This is a genomic window from Pseudoalteromonas carrageenovora IAM 12662 (genome assembly GCF_900239935.1).
Classification (GTDB): Bacteria; Pseudomonadota; Gammaproteobacteria; order Enterobacterales; family Alteromonadaceae; genus Pseudoalteromonas; species Pseudoalteromonas carrageenovora.
Genome location: NZ_LT965928.1, coordinates 1,703,485 through 1,728,086 on the forward strand (window position 1 = coordinate 1,703,485; position 24,602 = coordinate 1,728,086).

Here is a 24,602-nt window from a genome sequence, read left to right on the forward strand (position 1 = left end):
AACGCTATTTCATCTCATTGTTCTGCCAATTTATCGCTCTAACCTAGTTATTGATCAAACAGCTGTTAAACTTCGTACGGTAATGTAAATAATAATTAATTAGGGTGTTACTTTGAAATCGCGAATTTTATTAACCAGCATGTTTAGTGCTTTAGTATTTGTTACTTTACCAGCAATAAGTGCAAATGTAGTGGTACAAAAACTAACATTCGAGCGTGCTAAGCAACAAGTTCAAGCTGTTGGTAATACTGAGGCTATTCATTCAGTTATGTTATACCCAGCGGTGGGTGATAGGGTAACCGCTGTACATTTTAAACCAGGCGATAAAGTGAAAAAAGGCCAGACCTTACTCGAACTTGATTCACGTAGACAAAAAGCCGCACTTGATGAAGCTAAAATTAAACTTGCTGATACGCAACGAATACTAGAGCGATTACAGCAAAGCCAAGCCAAGGGGGGCTGTGCCAAAAAGTGATGTAGATGATGCTAAAACGGTTGTTGAACTTGCAAAAGTTACTTTAACTCAAGCACAAACAGAGCTTGAGGATAGAAAAGTTATTGCCCCTTTAAACGGTATTATGGGCCTCACTGATGTAGAAGTTGGCGATAGAATCTCTGAGCTAACTGAAATAGCGAGTATTGATGATACCAGTGATTTGTACATTAATTTTAATGCGCCAGAGTCAGCTATATCTATGCTTCGTAATAAGAGCAATATAACAGTATTTCCGTGGCAGTCAGAAAAGCCAATTAAGGCTGAAATTGCTTACATAGATTCAAGAATCGATCCCCAAACACGTACCCTGCGTGTAAAAGCAAAGCTAAACAACGCCAACCAGCAGTTTTTACCGGGTATGAGTTTTAGAGTTCATATTGAAGTGTTAGGTGATAATTATGCCGCAATACCAGAAGCTGCATTACTGTGGGGAGCAACGGGGCCGTATGTGTGGACAAGTGTTGATAACAAAGCCACACGCGTTGAAGTAAAAATAGAGCAGCGTCTTTCAGGGCGTTTATTAGTATCTGGGCCTTTAAATAAAGATGATATTTTAGTTATTGAAGGCGTACAGCGCTTGCGTACTCAGCAAGCGCTAAGCTTCAATGCAGCAGATACGCAGGAGTAGGTATGAAACAGCAACCTATGATGCAAGACTTACCATCAATGGCGATTCGCCGCCCAGTCCTCATTGTGGTACTTAACTTACTTATTATTATTGCCGGCATTGCAGCTATTGCAGGGGTTGAGGTTAGAGAGCTTCCTGATGTAGATAGGCCGCGTATTACTGTTTCCGCTCCATTTCCAGGTGGCTCCCCAGAAACAGTAGACACTGAAGTAACCAGTAAATTAGAAGGTGCGGTAGCTCGCGTAAGTGGTGTTAAATCCATACGAGCGCAAAGTGAAGAAGGAAACTCGCGTATTGTCGTTGAGTTTAGACCAGGTATTAATTTAGACGATGCCGCCAATGAAACGCGAGAATCGGTAGCGCGCGTTCAACGCGATCTCCCTGAAGAAGTTGAGCGAGTATCAATTATTAAAGCCGATAATGATGCAGAAGCCGTTGTCTCATTAACGGTCTCCAGTGGTAGTTTATCGCTTGAAGCACTAACTGAGAGAGTTGATGTTGACTTAGCCCCACAATTTTTAACTATTCCAGGGGTTGCTGATGTACGTTTAAACGGTGATAGAGAGCGAGTATTAAGAGTACGAATCGACCCGCTTAAACTGAGCAGCTTTAATTTAACTATCCCAGATGTAGCACAAGTACTTAGCCAAGCGCCATTTGATGTACCAGCAGGGAGCTTAAAGGCAAACGATCAGCAAATTATCGTGCGAGCTGATGCTACGTCGATAACCCCTGAACAAGTGGGCGACATAATAATTCAAGGCGATACCCGTATTAGCGATATTGCAGCTGTTTACTTTGGGCCTGCCGATCCGCGCTCTATGGTAAGACTTAATGGTAAACCTGTTATAGGCATGGAAATAATTCGCCAAGCACAATCAAATACAATAGAGATATCTGACGAAGTGCTAAAGCTCATCAACAGTATGCAAACACGTTTTCCTGAAATGGAGTTCACCCTTACTTCTGATGATGCACAGTTTATAAGAAGCTCAGTTGATGAGGTCATTTACTCTTTATTGCTTACTGTACTATTAGTAGTGATAACACTATGGGTTTTTATCGGCTCTTGGCGGGCCACACTCGTACCGGCATTTGCAATTCCCGTTGCCTTAATTGGCTCGCTCGCACTCATATGGGCACTTGGATTTTCGATTAATATTTTAACGTTACTCGCCCTTGTACTTGCTACTGGTTTAATTGTTGATGACGCCATTGTAGTAAGCGAAAACATTCAGCGACAACGAGGCTTAGGGCTAGGTAGGCGTGCAGCTGCGGTAATAGGCACACGAGAAGTGTTTTTTGCAGTAGTGGCAACTACAGCCGTGTTGGCTGCTGTATTTATACCTATCGCCTTTTTACCTTCAACTGCAGGGCGATTATTTAGAGAGTTTGGTGGTGTACTTGCAGGTGCGGTTATTATATCAAGTTTTGTAGCGCTATCTTTAGTCCCTGCACTTACCTCTAAATTAAAGCTAAAGCAGGGTGGTTTTCATCCATTTGCAAAGCTAGGCCACTGGCTTGGTGGTATTTATACAAAATCAATTCATAGGGTGCTTGATCATGCATGGCTTACGTTTATTGCTTGTTTATTAGTTGCAGGTGGCTCTGGCGCTTTATATACGAGTTTAGACAGTGAATTATTGCCAAGTGAAGATCGCGGAAAAATACGTATATTTGCACGCGGACCTGATGGTGTAGGGCTTAATTTTATGGATAGACAAGCCATAAAAATGGAAGATATTTTATTACCCTTTATTGATAGTGGCGAAATAGAATCAATTTACACCGTAGTTGGCCAGTGGGATCCAAATATCGTATTTATTACTGTGCCACTGAAACACTGGGATGAAAGGCACTTTAGCCAACAAGAAATAATCAACAAAATTCGTGAGCCCTTGGGTAATATTCCCGGTGCTCCTGCATTTCCAGGCGGTGCCAATAGTTTAAATTTACGTGGCCAAGGAGGTGGTGTGGAGATTGCTTTACTAGGGCAAGATTACTTGCAAATATTCAAAGTCGCTCAGCAGTTCTCTGCAGCACTTGAAAAAGCAGTACCCGAAGTTGCACCTGTGCGTATTTCTTATCAGCCTTCACAACCACAGCTTAGAGTAAATATAGACAGACGACGCGCACAAGAGCTTGGCGTTGCGCTCAGCGACATTGCTATTACACTAAGAGCGGCCATTAATGGCGATGATATTGAAGATTTAAACATAGGTGATCAATCTGTTCCCATAATGTTGCAAGCACAGAATCAAACAATAAACGATCCGAGCGATTTGGCTAATTTATACATAAGGGCAGGTAATAACAGCTTAGTGCCTTTGAGTAGTGTGGCTTATATTTCTGAAGAAGGCGTAGCAGCTGAACTAGAGCGACATGCGCAGCGCCGCTCTATAGAGCTAAGTATGGAATTGCCAGAAGGATTAACTATTGCATCGTTGGTTGAACAAATTAAGTTAGTGTCTGAGCAATCGCTAGCGCCAGGTATTGCACTTGCGTTTAAAGGTGAAGCACTGACTTATGAGGAAACATCTAGCGAAGTACTTGTAACTTATGTACTGGCTTTTTTAATTGTATTTTTAGTGTTGGCTGCTCAGTTTGAAAATGTAAACAGCGCGATTGTAGTTATGATAACCGTACCATTTGGGATTACTTCTGCAATTTTAGCGCTTTATTTAACGGGAACATCGTTAAACATATATTCTCAAATCGGCTTAGTTATGCTGATAGGTTTAATTGCTAAAAACGCCATTTTACTGGTTGAGTTTGCCGATCAATTACGCGACCAAGGGTTATCAGTAAGAAATGCAGTAGAACAAGCCGCATTAGTACGTTTAAGACCAATTACCATGACTCTTATATCAACCTTGTTAGGTGCGTTACCATTAATTATGTCTACAGGGGCAGGTGCTGAAGCACGTAATGCCATCGGTTGGGTGGTATTTGGCGGCCTCGCACTGGCTGTTTTGTTTACGCTTTACCTTACGCCTGTTATTTATTTAGGCTTAGCACGGTTTACAACCCCTCGAGGCGATGAATCTAAAGAGCTTGAACAAGAACTTGAAAAGCTAACTTAAAGTGCAATTATAATTATAGCCACTACACTTTTAATTTTAAAGAGTTGTGGCTATTAGTTAAATCTTGCTTGGCTATATTTGTTTGTTAAGATAGCCACTTAAGCATATACATGCCTTATTGTGTGCTCACAAGGAATCCCCAATGCAAGCTGAACAAGTTGAAATAGCGCAGTTTTTAGCGCAGCACCCACCATTTGATGATTTACCAACTAAGGCTCTAAACGAGCTTGCTCAACAAGTTGAAGTAGCTTATTACCGATCACAAACCGACATTTTAACGCTTGGCCAAGACATAGCAGATTTATTTGTTATTAGAAGTGGCTCTGTCGAAATATATCGTCGTAACAACGAACTCTATAATCGTTTAGAAGTTGGCGGAATATTTGGTCAAATGGGCCTACTTATGAATCGCAAAGTCCGCTTTCCTGCTAAAGCACTAGAAGATACGCTTGTTTATTGTATTAACGTTGACATATTTAATCGCTATTGTGATGAATTTGATTCGTTTGCAGATTACTTTGAAGAAGATGGCAATGTACGCCTTCGCCAAGCAATTGTTGAGCAGGCAGACGGGAATGACTTAACCACTGCAAAAGTAAAATCCTTGATTCATCGTGATGTTGTGACTGTTGATACGCAAACCACAGTACAAGATGTAGCTAAAATTATGACTGAAGAAGCTGTCTCGTCAGTTTTAGTTACCGATGTTAATAAGCCAATTAGTGATGACCCAGAAGAAGATGACGCCCAAATCGCAGGTATTATTACCGACAGAGATCTCAGAACTAAAGTGGTTGCAGAGGGCTTAGCGCTTAACGTAAAAGCTGAGCAAATTATGTCAACTAATTTGGTATTGTTAGATGCAAACGCGTATGTGTTTGAAGCGGTACTAGCTATGCTTCGCGACAACTTACACCATTTACCTGTAGTTCAAAAACGCCGCCCAATTGGGGTTATTTCTCTTTCTGATATTTTACGCTATGAGTCACAAAGTAGCTTATTGTTAGTACGCGGAATATTAGCGCAACAAACAATCGAAGATTTAGCACACTATGCGCGCCAATTACCCAATGTTTTTGTACGTATGGTAAACGAAGATGCAAATTCGCATATGGTCGGCACTGCAATGGCCGTAATAGGGCGTACATTTAAGCAACGTTTATTGGTCTTAGCTGAAGAAAAGTTTGGCCCGCCACCTGTTCCGTATTGTTTTATAGCCCTTGGCTCAATGGCACGCGATGAGCAGCTAATTGTAACCGATCAAGATAACGCGCTTATTTTAGATGACAGTTACGATGACGATAAGCACAACGATTACTTTCAAAATATTTCTGATTTTGTATGCGATGGCTTAGCGCAATGTGGCTATACCTATTGTGATGGCGAAATTATGGCGTCATTTAAAAAGTGGCGTAAAACACGCTCGCAGTGGTTTGATCAATTTACACAATGGATTGAGCAGCCTAAGCCGCAAGCGTTATTAAATAGCTCAATATTTTTTGATTTAGATGGTGTATGGGGCAAAACCAAGTGGGCGGAAGAGCTTAAAAAATTTATTGCTAAGCAAAGTAAAACTAATAGAGTGTTTTTAGCAAACATGGCTTCAAACGCACGTAATAGAACACCACCTCTGGGCTTTTTTAAAGGGTTTGTCCTTGAGCATAATGGCCAGCACAAGCGCTCAATGAACCTAAAGCGTAGAGGAACAGCACCTCTGTCAGATGTAATAAGAGTACATGCTTTAGCCATTGGCTCTCGTAAGCAAAACTCGTTTGAGCGCTTAGAGGATATTATAGAGGCCAAGTTACTTCCAGAAGGTAAGGCACAAGATTTACGAGATTCACTGGAATACATCGCCATGATGCGGATACGTCACCAGGCTTGGCAAATAGAGCAAGGTGAAGAGCCAGATAATGACCTAGACCCGCATTTATTGTCACCGTTTGAGCAGCGTAATTTAAAAGAGGCGTTTGCAATACTTGAAAAAGCACAAAGCTATTTAAAATTTAGTTACTCTGCAAATGTAGGTGTAAAACACTGATGAGTAACCGCTCGTATAACAAAGCTAATTGGGAAAAAAAATATCAGCAAAATGCCTCTAAAACTAGAAATATTTTTTTAAGGCATTTTTATACTCATGCATTCAGTGATATTAAAACCCCTCTAAAAGATGTTCCTTTTGTGGCTTTAGATTTTGAGACGACTGGTCTAAATAGCGAAGTGGACGATATTGTGAGTGTTGGTTTAGTACCGTTTAGTTTAGAGCGAGTGTTTTGCAAGCAAAGTAAATACTGGGTTGTACAACCCCGAAAGAGCTTAAGTGAAGAATCCATAGTTATTCATGGTATTACCCACTCAGAAGTAGATGAAGCTCCTGACTTAGCCTCTATTTTAGGGCCTTTATTAAATGCGTTAAGTGGTAAAATTGTTGTTGTGCATTATGCCGCCATTGAACGTCACTTTTTAAATAATGCTTTATTAGCTCGTATAAGCGAAGGAATTGAGTTTGCATTAGTAGATACAATGGAAATAGAACGAAAAGCGCTACATGCACGACAAGGGTTACTAGGGCGGTTATTTAAAAGTAAGTTAGGCTCAGTAAGGTTAAATGATTGTCGAAAACGCTATTCACTGCCTGCTTATCATAATCACAATGCGTTAATTGACGCATTAGCAACGGCAGAGCTGTTAATGGCGCAAATTCAATATCATTACAGAAGCGATACAACACTGAGTGAGATTTTAAGCTAACAGCAGCCTTGAGTGATGGTATTAGTAGGTCTTGCTGCCCTGAAGGGAAGAGTCTACATAATGTGATTACATTGTTCACAAGAGCCATTAGGGCTTAACTGTAAACATAAAAAACGCCGCAATAATGCGGCGTTTTAGTGTTTAAAATATATTACTTATTTACTTAGCTGAGCGTGGCTCAGTACGTAAACCTAATAATAAGCTTACACACATAAGTAATAATACAATGGTGAATGGTAAGCCAGTTGATACTGCACCTGCTTGAAGCGCTTGAATAGCCTCTGTACCACCAATCCAAAGTAGAGCTGCTGCAATAGCGCCTTCTACCGATGCCCAAAAGATACGCTGTGGCACGGGTGCATCAATTTTACCGCCTGCTGTAATAGAGTCTATTACAAGCGAGCCTGAGTCAGACGAAGTAATAAAAAATACTAACACTAACACAATAGCAATAAACGATAAAATATTAGCCATAGGTAGTTCATCAAGCATTTGGAACATGGCTAACGGTACATCGGTTAAACCGTTTGTGCCTAAGCTACCAACACCTTTAACCACTTGATCAATTGCAATACCGCCGTAAATCGACATCCATAAAATAGTAACTAGCGTAGGGATTAGTAATACCGCAATTAAGAACTCTCGAATAGTTCGACCACGTGATACGCGTGCTATAAACATACCTACAAACGGTGACCACGAAATCCACCAAGCCCAATAAAATACAGTCCAGCCATGCATCCATGTTTCGTCTTCACGACCATGAGGATTACTAAGAGGAATTATATTTTCAACATAACCCATAATAGTATTAGGTACATTACCCATAGCAACAGCAAAACCCACTAAGCAAACAAACACTAATAATGCAAAAGCAATTAACATGTTAATGTTACTTAAAAGTTTTACGCCGCCATCAATACCGCGCACAACTGAAATAATAGCCAGTAGTGTTACCCCCACTATAACTAATATTTGAGAGCCAACACCGCCATCTGTTCCAAATACGTGGTTAATACCAGCAGATGCTTGCTGAGCACCTAAACCTAACGATGTAGCAAGGCCAAACAAAGTCGCAAGCACGGCTAAAATATCAATTATATGACCAGGCCAGCCCCAAGCTTTGTCGCCCAATATTGGGTAAAAAATAGAACGAATTGAAAGGGGTAACCCTTTATTGTAGGTAAAGAATGCCAAAGAGAGCGCAACAACTGCGTAAATTGCCCATGGGTGTAATCCCCAATGGAACATAGTTGCACCCATGGCAAGTTTTGCAGCTTCAGGTGTATTTGCTGTTACGTTAAGTGGTGTTTCATACCAGCCAGTAAAATAGGCTACAGGTTCTGCTACGCCCCAAAACATAAGGCCAATACCCATACCAGCAGCAAATAACATGGCAAGCCAAGAGATACGAGAATGTGATGGTTTAGCATCATCTCCACCTAAGCGAATGTTACCGTAAGGAGATACAATTAATGCTAAGCAAAATAATACAAAAAAGTTTGCTGCCCACATAAATAAAGCATCAAAATTATTAATAATATCGAGCTTAACACCGTCAAGTGCGGCTTTTGCAGTTTGCGGCTCAGTAACCAAAATGGCGATTAAAAAAATGACAATCAGGCCTGCACTAATACCAAAAACAGGGTTGTGTATATCAAAGCCCCATTTTTGTACATTATCCTGACCTACGGTGTAATCCGTATTGTCGATACTATATTTGTCATGATTTTCCTTCATGCAATACCTCTATTGTTGTCCTAACAAGCCAAAATAAATCGGCGTTATATCGAATTACATTAGCCTTTAAATATTAAGTAAAAAGTAATACTGTGATTATTTGAAGACTAACTAATTTGAAGAGTGATCATACAGCTACTAGTGTATGAGTTAAATATTAAATGTAAATGAATTTGTATTTAAAACGCTGTTTATATAGCCAAAATTATGATTTAGTAATGTTTAATCTAAAATTGATAAGTTCAGTGAGCGTTAAAAAATAGTTTGGTATTAAAAGCATTATGGTACTTAATAAAATAAAAAAGATCATATTATTTTTTATTGTTTAATACTTACTAATGAGAGTTGTTATTATTTTATAGGCTGATGTTTTACTTTAATCAAGTTGTAATATGAATATGATTTAACACTACTCAAGGTCTAGGCTATATTTTAAGTAAATAGGCAAAGGATTAATACTATTATGAGTCAGAGCGCTGCAAGCACCTCCCACAACAATGAGTTGGTTAACCGCTTTATAAATATAAGAAGCGAAAGTTTAAATATTATTGCTTCCCTCAGTGCTGAAGACTGCCAGCTACAAGCGATGGCAGATGCAAGCCCCATTAAATGGCATTTGGCACATACAACATGGTTTTTTGAAACGTTTTTATTAAGTGTCTATGATGAGCAGTACGGTGTATTTAATCCACATTTTAAAATGTTATTTAACTCTTACTATAACGGCATAGGAGAGCAATTTAAGCGTGCAAACCGCGCAAGTTTATCAAGGCCAACGCTTGAAGAAGTAATAGCTTACAGAGCCTACGTGGATAAGCATGTAACTGAGTTACTAAACACCTCATTTGATGATCATATTAAAAACATTATTGAACTGGGCTTAAATCATGAGCAGCAACATCAAGAACTAATGCTCATGGATATAAAATATAATTTTTCTGTCAATCCTTTATATCCAAAGTACCTTTCTGAATCACAGCACCAAACAGACATACAAGATAACGTTAAAGCTATTGAGTTTATAGAGTTTGACCAAGCAATTATAAATATCGGTACTAATGCAGAAGCCGAATTTGCATACGATAACGAGCAGCCAAAGCACCAAGTACTCATTCATCCATTTAGCTTTGCAAACAGATTAGTTACTAATGGCGAATATTTAGAGTTTATTAATGCAGGTGGGTATAACACCGCCGATTATTGGTTGAGTGATGGCTGGGCAAACATTCAAGCAAATCAGTTAACGCAACCGCTATATTGGCAATGCATTAATGAACAGTGGTACGAATTTACACATTATGGGCTACAGCCACTAAATTTAGACGCCCCCATTTGCCATGTTAATTATTTTGAGGCCAGTGCTTATGCTCATTTTGCAAAAGCGCGTTTGCCAACTGAATTTGAATGGGAGTATGCAGCTCAAAATAGTGAGGTGTATAAAAAGGTTGATGTCTACTTAATGCCGGCGCAAGCAAAAGGTGAAGCAAACATAGAGCAATTAAATGATGCATGTTGGCAGTGGACGAATAGCGCATATTTACCTTACCCCGGCTTTAAACCAATTGAAGGAGTAGCTGGCGAATACAATGGTAAATTTATGAACAATCAAATGGTGTTACGTGGCGGGTGTGTACTTACACCAAAAAACCATTTGCGACAAACCTATAGAAACTTTTATTACCCACACCAAGCGTGGATGTGCAGCGGAATTAGACTAGCAAAGGACATACAATGAGCCAACTAACAGCAATAAAACAGTGCAACATAACCGACACTGAGTTTTTAACCGATGTACTCAGCGGGCTCGCACAGCAACAAAAAACACTTCCATGTAAGTATTTTTATGATGACAAAGGCGCTGCATTATTTGAGCAAATAACGTCACTAAAAGAATATTACGTTACACGTACAGAACTGGCTATTTTAGAGGATTACTCAAAAGCAATTGCAAATATGCTTCCTGAAAATCTATCAATAATAGAACCTGGTTGTGGCTCGGGTAAAAAGGTTGCGTATTTACTTGCTCATATGAGCAATGTTAATACGTTTGTTCCTTTTGAAATATCATCAGAAATGCTCAACTACTCCCTAGCGCATTTATCGCCGTTATTTCCTGAGTTATCTATTTCGCCACTACTCGGCGACTTTACTCATAGTCAAATGGTAAAGCAGCTAACCAAAGATACATCCCTAGATAGCCAAACAAACTTAGTTTATTTCCCAGGCTCGACACTTGGTAACTTTGCACCAGTAAAAGCGATCGAAATTATGAATAACTTTCACCGCTTATGTGGTGTTAATGGTTATGTATTAATTGGCATTGATTTAGTAAAAGAGCGCCAAGTATTACTTGATGCCTATAACGATAAAGCGGGTATTACCGCAGCATTTAATAAAAACCTACTACAAAGAATTAATAACGAGCTTAATGGTACTTTTGATTTAGATAACTTTAGTCACGAATCGCGCTTTAACGAACAGCATAGCCGCATAGAAATGCACTTGGTGAGTAAGTGCGACCAAAGTGTGGTGATAAATAACCAACGAGTAGACTTTATTAAAGGTGAAAGTATTCATACTGAAAATTCACATAAGTATACTCTTGAGTCGTTTAAACAACTTGCAGGGCAAGCTAACTTAAACTTAGAGCGAACATGGCAGGATGATAGCAACTACTTTGCACTTTGCTTATTACGACCGCAATAAGCTTATTTAACTCACTTCAACATGAGCGTTGTTATATATAAACTGTAACAACGCACCATTACTTGATTTTTGCTCTAACTTAACTTTATTTAAACCGGTTAGTCTAAATATGATTGGCGCAACAACCGATACCGCAGAGCCTGTGGCTGCATCTTCATTTACGCCAAATTGCGGTGCAAAGTACCTAAAATGCGCCACTGCTTTCTCGTTGTTAAAACTTAACATGCTCAGCGCAATAACTGCATTGTTATGAGCTTTAGCTAAGCCGTTAAAATCAACCTGTAAGTTTTCTAAATCTTCTTTTGAATCAAATAGCAAAACTGTATAACCATTTTTATTTGCACTACTGTATGTCGCTTTAATAGGGAGGGAAAATAAAGTAGTTAGATCTTTTGTATAGTTTGTTTTATAAAAGCTAAGTGTTTGTAATTTGAGGTGTGCTTTTTGCCTTTTAATATTTATATTAAATAGCTCATCAGAGGATGACACAAATACTTTAGGGCAGTAATTAAAATGATTTATTAAGCATTTAGCGGCCGCTAACGACCCATGTCCGCAGCGTTTAATTTCGTTTTTTTGATTAAACCAACGAATTTTACATCTGGGTTTGGATATTTCATTAAGATTTAAAAATACGGTAGCAGGGTGCTTAGACTTTGATGCTATATGCTGCATCATTTTAGAGGTAAGCCCATTTTTATAAATAACTATTAAGGTACTTGAGCCTAATAAGTTAAGTTTATGGCTATAAAAAACAGATTCGGTAAAGGTATGTTTAATAAAGCGCAGCATGAGCCAAAAAGGCCTATGCTGCGTTAAACAAGAGCGTTTAGCCTTTGCTTGCATATGCGTCGTTATGAACGCCCGCAGCACGGCCAGAAGGATCTGCATTATTTTGAAATGATGCATCCCAAGCAAGTGCTTCAGGGGTAGAGCACGCCACTGACTTACCATGTGGTACACACTTAGCTGATGCATCACCTGGGAAATGCTCTTCAAAAATTGTACGGTAGTAGTATGCTTCTTTAGAGTCTGGTGTATTAATAGGGTATTTAAACTTAGCGTTAGCAAGTTCTTGATCGCTTACTTGCTCGTTTACAAACTCTTTTAATGTATCAATCCAGCTGTAGCCAACGCCATCTGAAAACTGCTCTTTTTGACGCCATAACACTTCCTCTGGTAGGTAGCCGTCAAAGCCTGCACGCAAAATGTGTTTTTCAATTTTGCCATCTTTACACATTTTTGCTTCAGGGTTAATGCGCATTGCAACATCAACAAATTCTTTATCAAGGAACGGTACACGTGCCTCAACGCCCCAAGCCGCCATTGATTTATTAGCACGTAAACAGTCAAACATATGCAGTTTAGACACTTTACGGTTTAACTCTTCATGAAACTCTTGTGCGTTTGGCGCTTTATGGAAGTATAAGTACCCACCAAATAGTTCATCTGCACCTTCGCCCGAAAGCACCATTTTAATACCCATTGCTTTAATTTGACGAGCCATTAAATACATAGGGGTTGATGCGCGAATAGTGGTTACATCGTACGTTTCAATGTGGTAAATAACTTCACGTAGTGCGTCAATACCTTCTTGAATAGTAAAAATGATAGGGTGGTGAACAGTACCGATCATATCAGCCACTTTTTGTGCAGCCGCTAAATCAGGTGAACCTTCAAGACCAACAGAGAATGAGTGAAGCTTAGGCCACCATGCATCGCTTTCATCATTATCTTCAATACGTTTAGCTGCAAATCGTTGTGTAATAGCCGAAATAACAGATGAGTCTAAACCACCAGAAAGTAGCACACCGTAAGGCACATCACACATTAGCTGGCGCTTAACTGCAGCTTCTAATGCTTCTTTAACGTCTTGAGCTTCTGCGCTGTTATCTTTAACTGCGTCGAAAGTTTCCCAGTCACGTTTGTAATAAGGCTTAAGCTCTCCATCTTTACTATAAAGGTAATGACCCGGAGGGAACTCTTCAATGTGCTTACATATTGGTGAAAGCGCTTTAAGCTCAGAGGCAACATAAAAGTTACCGTGCTCATCGTGGCCAGTGTAAAGTGGAATAATACCAATGTGATCGCGACCAATTAGGTAAGCATCGTTTTCTTCATCGTATAAACAAAATGCAAAAATACCATTTAGGTCATCTAAAAACTCAGGACCTTTTTGTTTGTATAACGCTAAAATAACTTCACAGTCTGACTGAGTCTGAAATTCGAAATCAACATTTAGCTCTGCTGCCAGTTCTTTGTGGTTATAAATTTCGCCATTAACCGCTAAAATATTTGTTTTTTCAGGGTTGTATAAAGGCTGTGCGCCGCTTGATACGCCAACAATGGCTAGGCGCTCATGCACTAAAATCGCTTTTTCAGATGAATAAACACCAGACCAATCAGGACCACGGTGCCTAAGCAGCTTAGACATTTCAATTGCTTGGGTACGCAACTGAGCGGCGTTAGATTTAATATCTAATACACCAAAAATTGAACACATAGTAACTCCTCATTCCTATTATGTGTGCAGCAAGGCAACTTTGCGATGCTGCGAAACCTTGTTTTATCAGAAATAATTACTCAAGTCACACTGCTTTTACAATTAATTAAGAATAATTTATGCACCAAGGGAAAGTTGAGTGCACCAAAAAGGTTAAAATGTGGTTGCAATGATTGTTTTTACACCATTATTGCTGTTCAATGCTTGAGCTATCGTGAGCTTGAGCGTGTTTATAAGCTACATTTACATATAATTTTAGCATCATGATGGTGCGTGATGTATAGAAGACAAATGCAAAGTATCCATTAAATTTAAATCTAAAATGTGTAGCATTAATAATATCAAAGCATACTTACAATGAGCCATTTATGGGTTCTAGCATTTGCTATACATTCCAAATACTACTTTATGGGGAAGGCTTACGCCGTGACTTTTAATTAAAAGTGCCTTGGTTATTTAATTTCAAACATATTTTTTTACAAAACACAACATGAGGCACTTTTATGACAGGTTACCTTTTATATTTAAGTGCAATTTTTAACTGTTCTAAATGGCCATTTAATTTGCGCTGCGCTTTAGCTGCATCTTCAATCGTGACGTATTCAAACTTTACTGAATCGCCCGGTCTAAATTGTGCGAACTGATGAAGATCAGCTTCTATTACCGTCCCAAGTAGAGGATAGCCACCAGTAGTTTGAGCATCATTTAGTAATACAATAGGTTCACCGTTTGGGGGTAATTGTATGCTCCCTGGGCTAACGCCTATTGATGGCAGTGAGTGAGTATGTTTAAGGGAGTTGGCTGCGTTTTCAAGCCTGACTCCCATGCGGTTACTATTGTGGGATACCTTAAAGCGTGTATTTACAAAAGTATCTGTAATTTCTTGACCAAGGGTGTTGCTATGTGGACTTGAGTGAACCCTAATTATTTGCCGTTTAGCAGGGGTTAACGCACCTGTTTGTTTAAAGTCATTATTAATGTATTCGTCTATAGGTAAAATATCGCCTGCGCTAAGCGCATTGCCATTAAGCCCGCCAAAACATGCATTTAAATCAGTAGCGCGCGACTCCATAATAAGCGGTGTTTTAATACCACCTTTAACCGCTAAATAGGCTCTTAAGCCTGCGCGACCTGTATTAAAGCACATAGTTTGATTGGCTTTGACGTTATAACTCCAGCCTGGGTAAATTGGTTCACCATCAATGCTTGCTTGTAAGTCGGCACCATGAAGTGCTATTTCGGTACTGCATAAAAACGTCAACTCGCATAAACCAACAGTGATCTCAAGCACTGCATCGTTGTCATTATTATTAATTAAACGATTAGCAATAATTTGTGAGTAGGGATCTAAACTGCCTGTTTTACTTACCCCTAAGTGTCTATAACCTGTACGACCAAGATCTTGAACGCTCAATTGAACACCCGGTTTTATCACTTTAATCATGTTTAATAGCCTCGCTTAAACTACACGGAACAAACTCAAGCGTATCACCTGGGTTAATTAAGCATGGGGTTTGTAGAGTATGATCAAATAATAAAGTGTTAGTGTGTCCAATAATATGCCAACCGCCAGGAGTGTCGGCTGGGTAAATGGCTGTTTTGTCAGCACCAATGGCAACAGACCCTTTTGGTACCTTTGTGCGGGGCTCACTGCGCCTAGGGGTCTGCAAACGTTCATCAAGTCCATGTAAGTAAGCAAATCCGGGTTGAAAACCTAAAAATAAAACGTGGTAGTGGGTTTTACTATGGATACTAATAACGTCTTCAGTGGTTAAATTATTATATTTTGCAACGTAGGCTATATCTTTGCCGTTATAAACAGTATTAATTTTATGATGCTGAGATTTAAAAGACGCATTTTTAATGTCGCCCCAAATTGCTAATAGTGATTTTTGCCATTTATTTAAATTTTCAGCGTTTTTTAAATACAAGGTAAGAGAGTTCATCGCGGGTACTACATCAGCAAAGTCGCTGCTTTGTTTACAATGTGCTGTAAGTGCCCAAATTTTCTTTTGGATGGAGAGTACGTTATCTGGCTCTAAATGCGATGCATCAAAGAGTAATGAGCTGTTACTTAATGCATAAATGTAAGGGATTTGACTCATAAATAACCCGATTAAAACAACATGCTCTAACGCTAACACAGATAAATTAATTAGTTCATAGTGTTGCGATGAATGAATAGGCATAAATAAATTCTTCAAGCTAACCTGAACTCTGGTTACTTATAAACGTATAGATGAAATTAAAAACACGATAAGGAGGTCTTACTTAGCACGTACATGTTTAAGAGGCATTTTATGAAACACCAGCATTTATTATATTTATCGGGCGCAGCTATTATATTTAGCGCAGGTAGTTTTGCTTTATCGATGGAAAAAGTAGAACACAGTAATTTAGAAGCCACAACGCATGTTGAAACCATAGTATTAGGCTCTGGGTGTTTTTGGGGAGCTGAAAAACGTTACGAAGCGCTAAATGGCGTGATTAATGCGGAGTCGGGTTATGCTGATGGAAGCGGTTTTAAAGCAACGTATAATAACATTACTGATCAATCACGCCGGTTTGATGAAAATAATTACGCTGAAGTTGTACAAGTTATGTATAACAGCAATATTATTTCCTCAGAGGATTTACTTAAAAATTACTTTGAAAGCCACGATCCAACGCAAATAAATCGCCAAGGTAACGATGTCGGTACTCAGTATCGCTCAGTTATTTTAACCACTTCAGATAAACAAGCCGAAATTGCAAACCAAGTTAAGTCGCAGTATCAGCAATTATTAACTGCCGCTAGTTATGGCAACATAACCACTCAAATTAAAGCGCTTGAAGGGTTTGTATCAGCCGAAGAGTATCACCAAAATTATCTCGAAAAGAACCCAAATGGTTATTGCCCAGATCATTCTACCGGTGTTGTTTTTAATAAAAAACCAACTGAAAAAGTTGATAACGCCATGCTTTTAACCGGCAAACAAATTGTTGTTCTTGATTCACGAGAGTACTGCCCATACTGTGAAAAGTTTAAAAAAGCAGTGGCTAACGATTATAAAGGCACAGTGCCTATGTCGTTTCGTCATGCAGATCAGCTTGAAGGTTTAAAAATTAAATCGGCAACGTGGGCTACGCCTACCATACTTTTTTTAGAAAATGGTGAAGAAGTATACAGTCGTCAAGGTTATGCAAGCCCAGAGGAGTTTTATAAAGCATTAGGCGCATTTAAATTAGGCGATAGTGATGCCTATAAGGTTGCTTTTAATGCCCGTACAGACAGACCTTATTGTAAAGAGTACAAAGAGTTTAAAAACACACCCGATGGCACGTTTGTAGATAAGCTAAGTGGTGAGCCACTATTTGATACACGCGATAGGTTTAACTCAGGCACTGGTTGGCTTTCATTCAAGAATCCTGTTAAAAATAGTGTCACTCAACACGATGATAGTAGCTGGGGTATGACACGCATTGAGCTTAAATCTAAAAGCACAGGTATTCATTTAGGGCATTTATTTCCAGGCGAAGGGCCAAGAGGCACAGACCGTTACTGTATTAATGCAACGGTGCTTGAGTTTATCCCACGTGATAAAAGCTAAACATAAATAGTAAAGCCCGATTTAATCGGGCTTTACTATTTATATAGGAAAACTTTAACAAATCATGACTATGATATATAAATTAAATTAAGAATTTAAAATAGGATGAACATCATTATTAAATTGCTTAACTACATAGCGCTGATTTATGGAGCTATAACTACGAGCTTTGTAGCAGCCCAGCCAATTGAGAAGTACGTAGTCGGTGTAGAAAATATAGAATACCTTCCTTACTACGATGGTAGCGGTACAAATAAACTTGATTACTATGGTTTTAGCCGTGATTTATTAGAAATGTTTGCTGATAAGCAGGGTATAAAACTAGAGTTTTATTCACTACCTATTCCACGATTGTATAAAGAGTTTATAGAGCATCACCACGTAGACTTTAAATATCCTGATAACCCTAATTGGCAAGTGGGTTACAAACAGACGCTTAATACAGCCATTAATTATTCTGAACCCTCTTTAGTTACTCATACAGGCATAGCAAGTTTAAAACAAAACATTACACTCAAAGACTGTAAATCACTTGCTAAGGTGCGCGGTTTTACTTTGCAAGGATTAAATGAACTCACCACCAAGCCATCACTAAAAGTAGTTGAAACCAACAACGTAATCGAAATGATCTACTTACTATACAAAGAGCGAATAGACTGCATATACATATCTCATGATGTACTTGAATATAACTTAGGCGCGTTTTTTGACACCACAGTGCCGGTTTATTTTCAGCACCATTTACCAGTAGATGAACAAGCCTTTTTATTATCTACAATAAATTATCCTAAGTTAGTTGAAAAATTTAATGCTTTTTTAAAAAACAATAAGCAAAAAATAAATGCACTTAAGCTAAAGCATAAGATAATCATTGAATAAATAGGGGGGATAATAAAAACGGCCCATATAAAGTCACCACCTTACATGAACCGCTTTTCACACTGACAACATCTTACACACACAATATAAGATTAGGTTTGCTACAAAGTAGCTAATTTGATTACTGGGTGGAGCTGGTGGAATAAAAAACAGTTCAAACTAAGTCACCACCTAATTTGAACTGCTTTTTCACACTGACAACATCTTACACACACAATATAAGATTCGGTTTGCTACAACGTAGCTAATTTTATTACTGCGTGGAGTTGGTGGAATAAAAAACAGTTCAAATTAAGTCACCACCTAACTTGAACTGCTTTTTCACACTGACAACATCTTACACACACAATATAAGATTCTTTTATTACCTAGTTAGAGCTATCACCTCTAAAAAGGTTGCATTTATTTGGTGCAAAACAATAAATTACTTTAAATAACTAAAGATATTTCATTGCTTGTTTGCGATGGATTAACTTTAAAATAAACCTACAAACTCGACAAACGATAAAAATAAAACTAATAAGTGAAAAAAATTAAGTTATAGACTTTAGTCTAGGGTTGGTTTTTAAGTGCTTGTTTATTAATAAGTAAAACTAAAAGATCGCAAAGGGGAATAATAGGGCGGCGATTAAGTAACTATTTTTAAATAATTAAAAAGTAGTATTGCGTGCTTTAGGTGCTCGTCGCCCTATATAAGTTAACTTTGAATTTTTCGAAAAGTAGATACAACCCATTTTGCAAATAAATCTAGTGCCGGATTGGGTGTGTTAGTTTCATGCTGAACTAAGTAATATTTATCTTTAGTGGTAAGGGGCCGCTCAAAAAGTTTATATAACCATTGTTCATCAATCCAACTTTGACTAATTGGTAATGGGATAAGTGAAATGCCTATACCTTGCTGTGCTGCCCGTGCTACACCAAACATACTGTCTATCTGAATAATTTGTGTAGGCGAAAAGTCATCAATCCCGGCTTTTTCAGCCCACTGATGCCATGCCCACGGGCGCGCTTTGTGTAGAATAAGCGGTACTTGATTAAGCGCTTGGCAATGATCGTCTTTCCATTGCTTTAAAAGCTTTTCATTACATGCAGGTATGTACTCAAGATTAAACAGCTCTGTAGCTAAGCCTTCAGTGGGTTTACTCGATGACAAAACAATCGATAAATCACTATGACGCGTTAACTCTTTACGGGTTTTTAGCGTATCCATTTGCAAGTTTATATTAGGATGCTCTGACGTCCACTCACTTAGCTTTGGCATAAGCAATTCGCTGGCAAAAAATTCAGGCAATGTAATTGTTAAATTAGTATTTTGTTGCATTTGACTAAACTCATTAATAGTGCCCTCCAGGGTGCTAATAATGGGAGATATAGCATCAAAAAAGTTTTTTCCTGCTGTAGTTAAACTAATAGAGCGTGTTTTACGTTGGAATAGCTCTATTCCAAGTTGTTCCTCAAGTTGTTTTATTTGATGGCTTACCGCAGACGGCGTTAAGTACAGCTCATTGGCTGCATGCTTAAAACTTAAACTTCTTGCTGCAAAGCAAAAAGAGCGGAGGCCACGTATAGGAGTTTGCATGTTTTCCAGTATTATTTAATTTATTAAGACGCCTATCTAAGGCAAAAATCGAACCAACTATTTAATATAATAATATCAATTAGTTAAAAATAAAATTGACGCTAGTTCACAAAAAAGGTGCAGACTATCTACAAATTAGTGCAATTAATCTAAGCGCTTACATTTTATTTATAAAGCTATTATAGATATAAATTTACTACAGATGTATGAATAAGACAGTAATAGGCAAAAAAAATCCCTCTTGCGAGGGATTTTGGGTAACTCAGCGCCATTGGCACTGGGAATGAGGTCGGTACATGGTAAAGCTATTCAAATTTATGTGATTAGTAACATAATTTAAAAAACCATTTCTGGTACTTCACCGTCAACAAGTAATTTACCTGCTGTTTTACTAATTATTTCATCAACTGATACGCCAGGAGCACGTTCTAATAAATGAAATGCGCCGTCTTTAACTTCTAATACGGCTAAATCTGTTACTATTTTTTTAACGCAATTAACGCCTGTAAGCGGTAAATAGCAGTTTTCTAGCAATTTAGAATCACCATGCTTACTTGCATGGGTCATAGTAACAATAATATTCTTTGCCCCAGCGACTAAATCCATTGCGCCCCCCATGCCTTTAATCAGCTTTTTGGGGATCATCCACGAGGCAATGTTGCCGCTTTGGTCTACTTCAAATGCACCCAGAACGGTTAAGTCTACATGACCACCCCGTATCATGGCAAAACTATCTGCACTATTAAATATGGCTGCACCTGTTGCAGCTGTCACGGTTTCTTTACCCGCGTTTATCATATCTGCGTCTAGCTCGGCTTTTGTTGGGTAGGGACCCATACCTAAAAGCCCATTTTCTGACTGTAACATAACTTCAATACCATCAGGTACATAGTTTGCGACGAGTGTCGGAATTCCTATGCCTAAATTAACGTAGTAGCCATCTTTAAGTTCTTGTGCAACGCGCATTGCAACTTGTTCACGTGATAATGCCATAACTGTGCTCCTGCTTAATCTCGTGTTGTTACACGTTCAATGCGTTTTTCAAAGTTACCTTTAATAACGCGATTTACAAAAATACCTGGGGTATGAATTTGGCTTGGCTCAAGCTCACCGGGTTCTACAATTTCCTCTACTTCGGCAACGGTAATTTTACCTGCTGTTGCCGCCATAGGGTTAAAGTTCATAGCGGTGTGTCTAAATACTAAATTACCAAAGCGGTCGGCTTTCCACGCTTTTACAATGGCAAACTCACCCGTTATAGACTCTTCTAAAATATAAGGGCGACCGTTAAATTCTTTTACCTCTTTACCCTCAGCAACAGGCGTACCGTAACCTGTGGCGGTATAAAACGCCGGGATACCCGCACCGCCTGCACGCATTTTTTCAGCAAGCGTGCCTTGTGGGGTAAGCTCTACATCTATTTCGCCGCTAAGAAGTTGTTGCTCGAATAGGGCGTTTTCGCCAACGTATGAGGCAATAACTTTTTTTATTTGTTTGTCTTTGAGTAAAATACCCAACCCAAAGTCATCTACACCGCAGTTATTAGAAACTACCGTTAGCTCTTTGGTTTTCATGTGCTTAATTTGTTTAATTAAGCCCTCAGGAATACCGCATAAACCAAAACCACCAGCAATTATGGTATCGCCATCTTTTAAACCTGCCATTGCAGCTTCGTAACTAGAAACCACTTTATCAAAACCGGCCATGAGACTCTCCTCATTGTGTTAACTGCCATTTGGCGAGTCAAACTATTATTTTTGTGTGTTGTGCAGTGCAATTGCCACTTTACTTACAGGGGCTTTACCTAGTGCTTGCGTAATTTGCCAACCTGCGTTACTTAACCTTTGTAAATCAATTCCGTGCGTTATGCCAAGCCCATTGAGTAAGTAAACCACATCTTCAGTGGCAACATTTCCTGACGCACCCTTTGCATAAGGGCACCCGCCAAGGCCTGCAACAGCGGCATCAACCGTTGCTATTCCTAAGCTCAGTGCTGCGTAAATATTTGTGAGCGCTTGGCCATAAGTATCATGAAAGTGAACCGCTAATTTAGTCTTATCTATGTGTTGTAATAATAAAGATAACACCTCGGTAATTTTATTGGCGGTACCAACTCCTACGGTATCGCCAAGGCTTACCTCATAACAGCCAAGTGCAAGTAGCTTTTGTGTTACTTCTAGCACTTTTTGTGGCGCTATGTCACCTTCGTATGGGCAACCAGCAATGCAGCTTACATAACCACGCACGCGTATGTTATTGGCTTTTGCAAACGCCATTACTTCACTAAAGCGTTCAATACTCTCATCAATGCTGCAGTTTATGTTTTTTTGGCAAAACGATTCGCTTGCAGCAGTAAAAATAGCAAATTCTTTAACACCTGCATCCAGTGCAGCTTGGGCACCTTTTAAATTAGGCGTAAGGGCGCTTAAATTTACGTGGGGTAAATCAAGCGCTTTTATCACGTCTGCTGAGTCGGCCATTTGTGGCACCCATTTAGGTGATACAAATGCACCTGCTTCTATATCTTTTAAGCCTGCATCACTGAGTGCATTAATTAAGGTGATTTTATCTTTTGAAGACACCGCTTTTTCGTTTTGCAGACCATCGCGGACACCCATTTCTACAATACGCACTTTTTTAGGAAAGGCGGTCATTACGATGCCTCCTGCGCCGTGGTATCTTCTACAATTGCAAGTAGGGCACCATGGGTTACAAGTTCGCCCTCGGCAAAACAATAACTTTGTAAAATACCATCGTGTGGAGCGCTCAGCGTGTATTCCATTTTCATGGCTTCAATAATAACAACCGCATCGCCTTTAGTAATGGTGCTACCTACATCAGCTAAATGTTTAACTACTGTGCCATTAAGTGGCGCAGCAAGTGGCAATGCGTCATTTTCGTGGCTGCTAATGTAATGTTTAGTATTTAGAGCAAGCTTGATTTGCAGCGCAGCAAACATCACGCTAATACTGTTATCAACGTGGCTTACGTGGGCGGTAAATTTTTCGCCATTAATAAACACGCTGCATACGTTTTGGATTATTTCACCGGTAACCTCAAACGGTTTTTCATTATGGTTAATGACATAACCCGTTTTAGTTTTAACGGCGTTTATAGGTAAATCTGTAAATGGAACATCCACTTTTTGCGGTGCATTAAGCGTAAAACCACTTAATTGTTGCCAAGGGCTTGAACTTTGAACAGCTGCGTTTTTAGCGCTAAGCGATTCAAGGTAGGTAAAGGCTGCAATTACGTGTGCTTTTTCAAGTGCGATACTATCTATACTCACCAATGCATCACCTTGCTCAGCAATAAAGTGGGTACTTGGCGCACCTTGAGCAAACGTAGGGTGGCTTGCTAAGTTATGTAAAAAGCCAATGTTAGTGCTAAAACCCGCTAAGTGAAATTGCTCAAGTGCATGGCGTAAACGCGATAATGCTTGCTCTCGGTTATCATCATGCACAATCAGTTTTGCAATCATAGGGTCGTAAAACGGGCTTATTTCATCGCCTTGTGCAATACCGGTATCAATACGTACAAACTCACTGTTAAGTGGTGTGCTTAACGCTTCTATTGTGCCCGAGCAGGGAATAAAGTCGTTACTTGGATCTTCTGCATAAATACGCGCTTCAAAACTATGACCCTGTAATTGAATATCACTTTGTGTTAATGGCAGCGTTTGCCCAGCGGCAATATTAATTTGCCAATTAACTAAATCTACACCAGTTACCATTTCTGTCACAGGGTGTTCTACTTGCAGGCGCGTGTTCATTTCCATAAAGAAAAACTCATCACCGCACAGCAAAAACTCAACGGTTCCTGCACCTCTGTAATTTATTGCCAGGGCACAGCGTACTGCGGCTTCACCCATTTCTTTACGTAGTTCATCGCTTAAACCAGGCGCTGGCGCTTCTTCAATAACTTTTTGATGACGGCGCTGCAGGGAACAATCCCGATCACCTAAATAAACACAGTTACCGTGGTTATCGGCAAATACCTGTACTTCAACATGGCGAGGCTGGTTAACGTAGCGCTCAAGCAGTACTAAGTCGTTACCAAAACCGGCTATTGCTTCACGCTGTGCGCCCTCAAGTGCAGTTATAAAATCGTTAGCTTGCTCAACAACGCGCATGCCTTTACCGCCGCCACCAAAGGCCGCTTTAATAAGCACGGGATAGCCAATTTTTTCAGCCTCAGATTGTAAAAAAGCAGGGTCTTGATTATCACCATAATACCCAGGCACTAATGGCACATTGGCACCGGCCATTATTTCTTTAGCGCGGGTTTTAGAGCCCATAGCCTCTATGCTGCTTGCAAGTGGGCCAATAAACGCAATGTTGTTTGCTTCACAGGCTTTAGCAAATTCGCTGTTTTCAGATAAAAATCCATAACCTGGGTGAATACAGTCAGCGCCTGCATTTTTAGCTACTTGCAAAATTTTATCGGCGACTAGGTATGAGTCTTTACTTGGTGCAGGGCCAATGTGGTAGGCCTCATCAGCCATTTTTACATGTTGTGCATGTTTGTCGGCGTCAGAATAAACAGCAACTGTCGTTAGGCCCATTTGTTTTGCACTTCGCATTACACGGCATGCAATTTCACCACGGTTGGCAATTAATATCTTTTTTAAAGTGTGTGTGTTCATAG

General features: G+C 39.3%; 17 protein-coding genes and 1 pseudogene. 8 read left to right on the plus strand and 10 right to left on the minus strand.

From position 1 onward, the window contains the following. Positions 1-112: 112 nt before the first annotated feature. The 4 genes and pseudogenes from ALFOR1_RS07725 (at position 113) to ALFOR1_RS07740 (ending at position 6,958) form a co-directional block, all read left to right on the plus strand. A pseudogene (locus tag ALFOR1_RS07725) lies at positions 113-1,124 on the plus strand (efflux RND transporter periplasmic adaptor subunit). Positions 1,125-1,126: 2 nt separating this feature from the next. Then, entirely contained in the window at positions 1,127-4,207 is a 3,081-nt protein-coding gene (locus ALFOR1_RS07730; RefSeq protein ID WP_104642589.1) for an efflux RND transporter permease subunit, read from the plus strand. A 142-nt stretch (positions 4,208-4,349) separates the two neighbouring features. Further along, on the plus strand, positions 4,350-6,248 hold the full coding sequence (locus ALFOR1_RS07735) for a DUF294 nucleotidyltransferase-like domain-containing protein (RefSeq protein ID WP_104642590.1): 1,899 nt from the start codon (positions 4,350-4,352) through the stop codon (positions 6,246-6,248). Further along, positions 6,248-6,958: a 3'-5' exonuclease gene (locus tag ALFOR1_RS07740; protein WP_104642591.1), complete on the plus strand. Its 711-nt coding sequence runs from the start codon at positions 6,248-6,250 to the stop codon at positions 6,956-6,958. The genes ALFOR1_RS07735 and ALFOR1_RS07740 overlap by 1 nt, the downstream gene beginning before the upstream one ends. A gap of 159 nt (positions 6,959-7,117) precedes the next feature. Here ALFOR1_RS07740 and ALFOR1_RS07745 read toward each other — a convergent pair whose 3' ends face one another. Then, the gene (locus tag ALFOR1_RS07745; protein ID WP_104642592.1) at positions 7,118-8,698 is read right to left on the minus strand and encodes a BCCT family transporter; all 1,581 of its coding nucleotides are present in this window, start codon (positions 8,696-8,698) and stop codon (positions 7,118-7,120) included. 463 nt (positions 8,699-9,161) lie between these two features. Between ALFOR1_RS07745 and egtB the strand changes: the two genes are divergently transcribed. Then, the gene (gene egtB, locus ALFOR1_RS07750; RefSeq protein WP_104642593.1) at positions 9,162-10,433 is read left to right on the plus strand and encodes an ergothioneine biosynthesis protein EgtB; all 1,272 of its coding nucleotides are present in this window, start codon (positions 9,162-9,164) and stop codon (positions 10,431-10,433) included. After that, complete coding sequence (gene egtD, locus ALFOR1_RS07755) at positions 10,430-11,404, plus strand: L-histidine N(alpha)-methyltransferase (RefSeq protein WP_104642594.1); 975 nt, start codon at positions 10,430-10,432, stop codon at positions 11,402-11,404. The genes egtB and egtD overlap by 4 nt, the downstream gene beginning before the upstream one ends. Positions 11,405-11,410: 6 nt before the next feature. On the opposite strand, the gene ALFOR1_RS07760 is transcribed toward egtD, so the two are convergent. The 4 genes from ALFOR1_RS07760 to pxpB all read right to left on the minus strand — a co-directional run bounded on the left by ALFOR1_RS07760 (position 11,411) and on the right by pxpB (position 16,012). Further along, positions 11,411-12,196 (minus strand): PhzF family phenazine biosynthesis protein, encoded by a 786-nt coding sequence (locus ALFOR1_RS07760; protein ID WP_331852083.1) that lies wholly within the window; start codon positions 12,194-12,196, stop codon positions 11,411-11,413. 37 nt (positions 12,197-12,233) lie between these two features. Then, positions 12,234-13,907 (minus strand): asparagine synthase B, encoded by a 1,674-nt coding sequence (asnB, locus tag ALFOR1_RS07765; protein ID WP_089347599.1) that lies wholly within the window; start codon positions 13,905-13,907, stop codon positions 12,234-12,236. Positions 13,908-14,418: 511 nt separating this feature from the next. Beyond that, complete coding sequence (locus ALFOR1_RS07770; RefSeq protein WP_104642597.1) at positions 14,419-15,351, minus strand: 5-oxoprolinase subunit C family protein; 933 nt, start codon at positions 15,349-15,351, stop codon at positions 14,419-14,421. Beyond that, positions 15,344-16,012: a 5-oxoprolinase subunit PxpB gene (gene pxpB / locus ALFOR1_RS07775; protein WP_104643641.1), complete on the minus strand. Its 669-nt coding sequence runs from the start codon at positions 16,010-16,012 to the stop codon at positions 15,344-15,346. The genes ALFOR1_RS07770 and pxpB overlap by 8 nt, the downstream gene beginning before the upstream one ends. A gap of 195 nt (positions 16,013-16,207) precedes the next feature. Here pxpB and msrA point away from each other — a divergent pair, with 195 nt between their 5' ends. Beyond that, positions 16,208-17,497 (plus strand): peptide-methionine (S)-S-oxide reductase MsrA, encoded by a 1,290-nt coding sequence (msrA, locus tag ALFOR1_RS07780; RefSeq protein WP_104642598.1) that lies wholly within the window; start codon positions 16,208-16,210, stop codon positions 17,495-17,497. Between the two features lie 105 nt (positions 17,498-17,602). Further along, positions 17,603-18,376, plus strand: coding sequence for a type 2 periplasmic-binding domain-containing protein (locus ALFOR1_RS07785; RefSeq protein ID WP_227006930.1), 774 nt, complete (start codon positions 17,603-17,605; stop codon positions 18,374-18,376). A 697-nt stretch (positions 18,377-19,073) separates the two neighbouring features. Here the strand turns inward: ALFOR1_RS07785 and ALFOR1_RS07790 are convergent. The 5 genes from ALFOR1_RS07790 to ALFOR1_RS07810 form a co-directional block, all read right to left on the minus strand. Next, complete coding sequence (locus tag ALFOR1_RS07790) at positions 19,074-19,955, minus strand: LysR family transcriptional regulator (protein WP_058549139.1); 882 nt, start codon at positions 19,953-19,955, stop codon at positions 19,074-19,076. A 336-nt stretch (positions 19,956-20,291) separates the two neighbouring features. Next, positions 20,292-20,948 carry a 3-oxoacid CoA-transferase subunit B gene (locus ALFOR1_RS07795; RefSeq protein ID WP_104642599.1) on the minus strand — a complete coding sequence of 219 codons (657 nt, stop codon included), beginning with the start codon at positions 20,946-20,948 and terminating at the stop codon, positions 20,292-20,294. 14 nt (positions 20,949-20,962) lie between these two features. After that, a complete protein-coding gene (locus tag ALFOR1_RS07800; RefSeq protein WP_104642600.1) occupies positions 20,963-21,661 on the minus strand; it encodes a CoA transferase subunit A in 699 nt (232 codons plus the stop codon). Between the two features lie 45 nt (positions 21,662-21,706). Next, a complete protein-coding gene (locus tag ALFOR1_RS07805) occupies positions 21,707-22,609 on the minus strand; it encodes a hydroxymethylglutaryl-CoA lyase (RefSeq protein ID WP_058549142.1) in 903 nt (300 codons plus the stop codon). Continuing rightward, on the minus strand, positions 22,609-24,600 hold the full coding sequence (locus ALFOR1_RS07810; protein ID WP_104642601.1) for an acetyl/propionyl/methylcrotonyl-CoA carboxylase subunit alpha: 1,992 nt from the start codon (positions 24,598-24,600) through the stop codon (positions 22,609-22,611). The genes ALFOR1_RS07805 and ALFOR1_RS07810 overlap by 1 nt, the downstream gene beginning before the upstream one ends. Positions 24,601-24,602 lie beyond the last annotated feature (2 nt).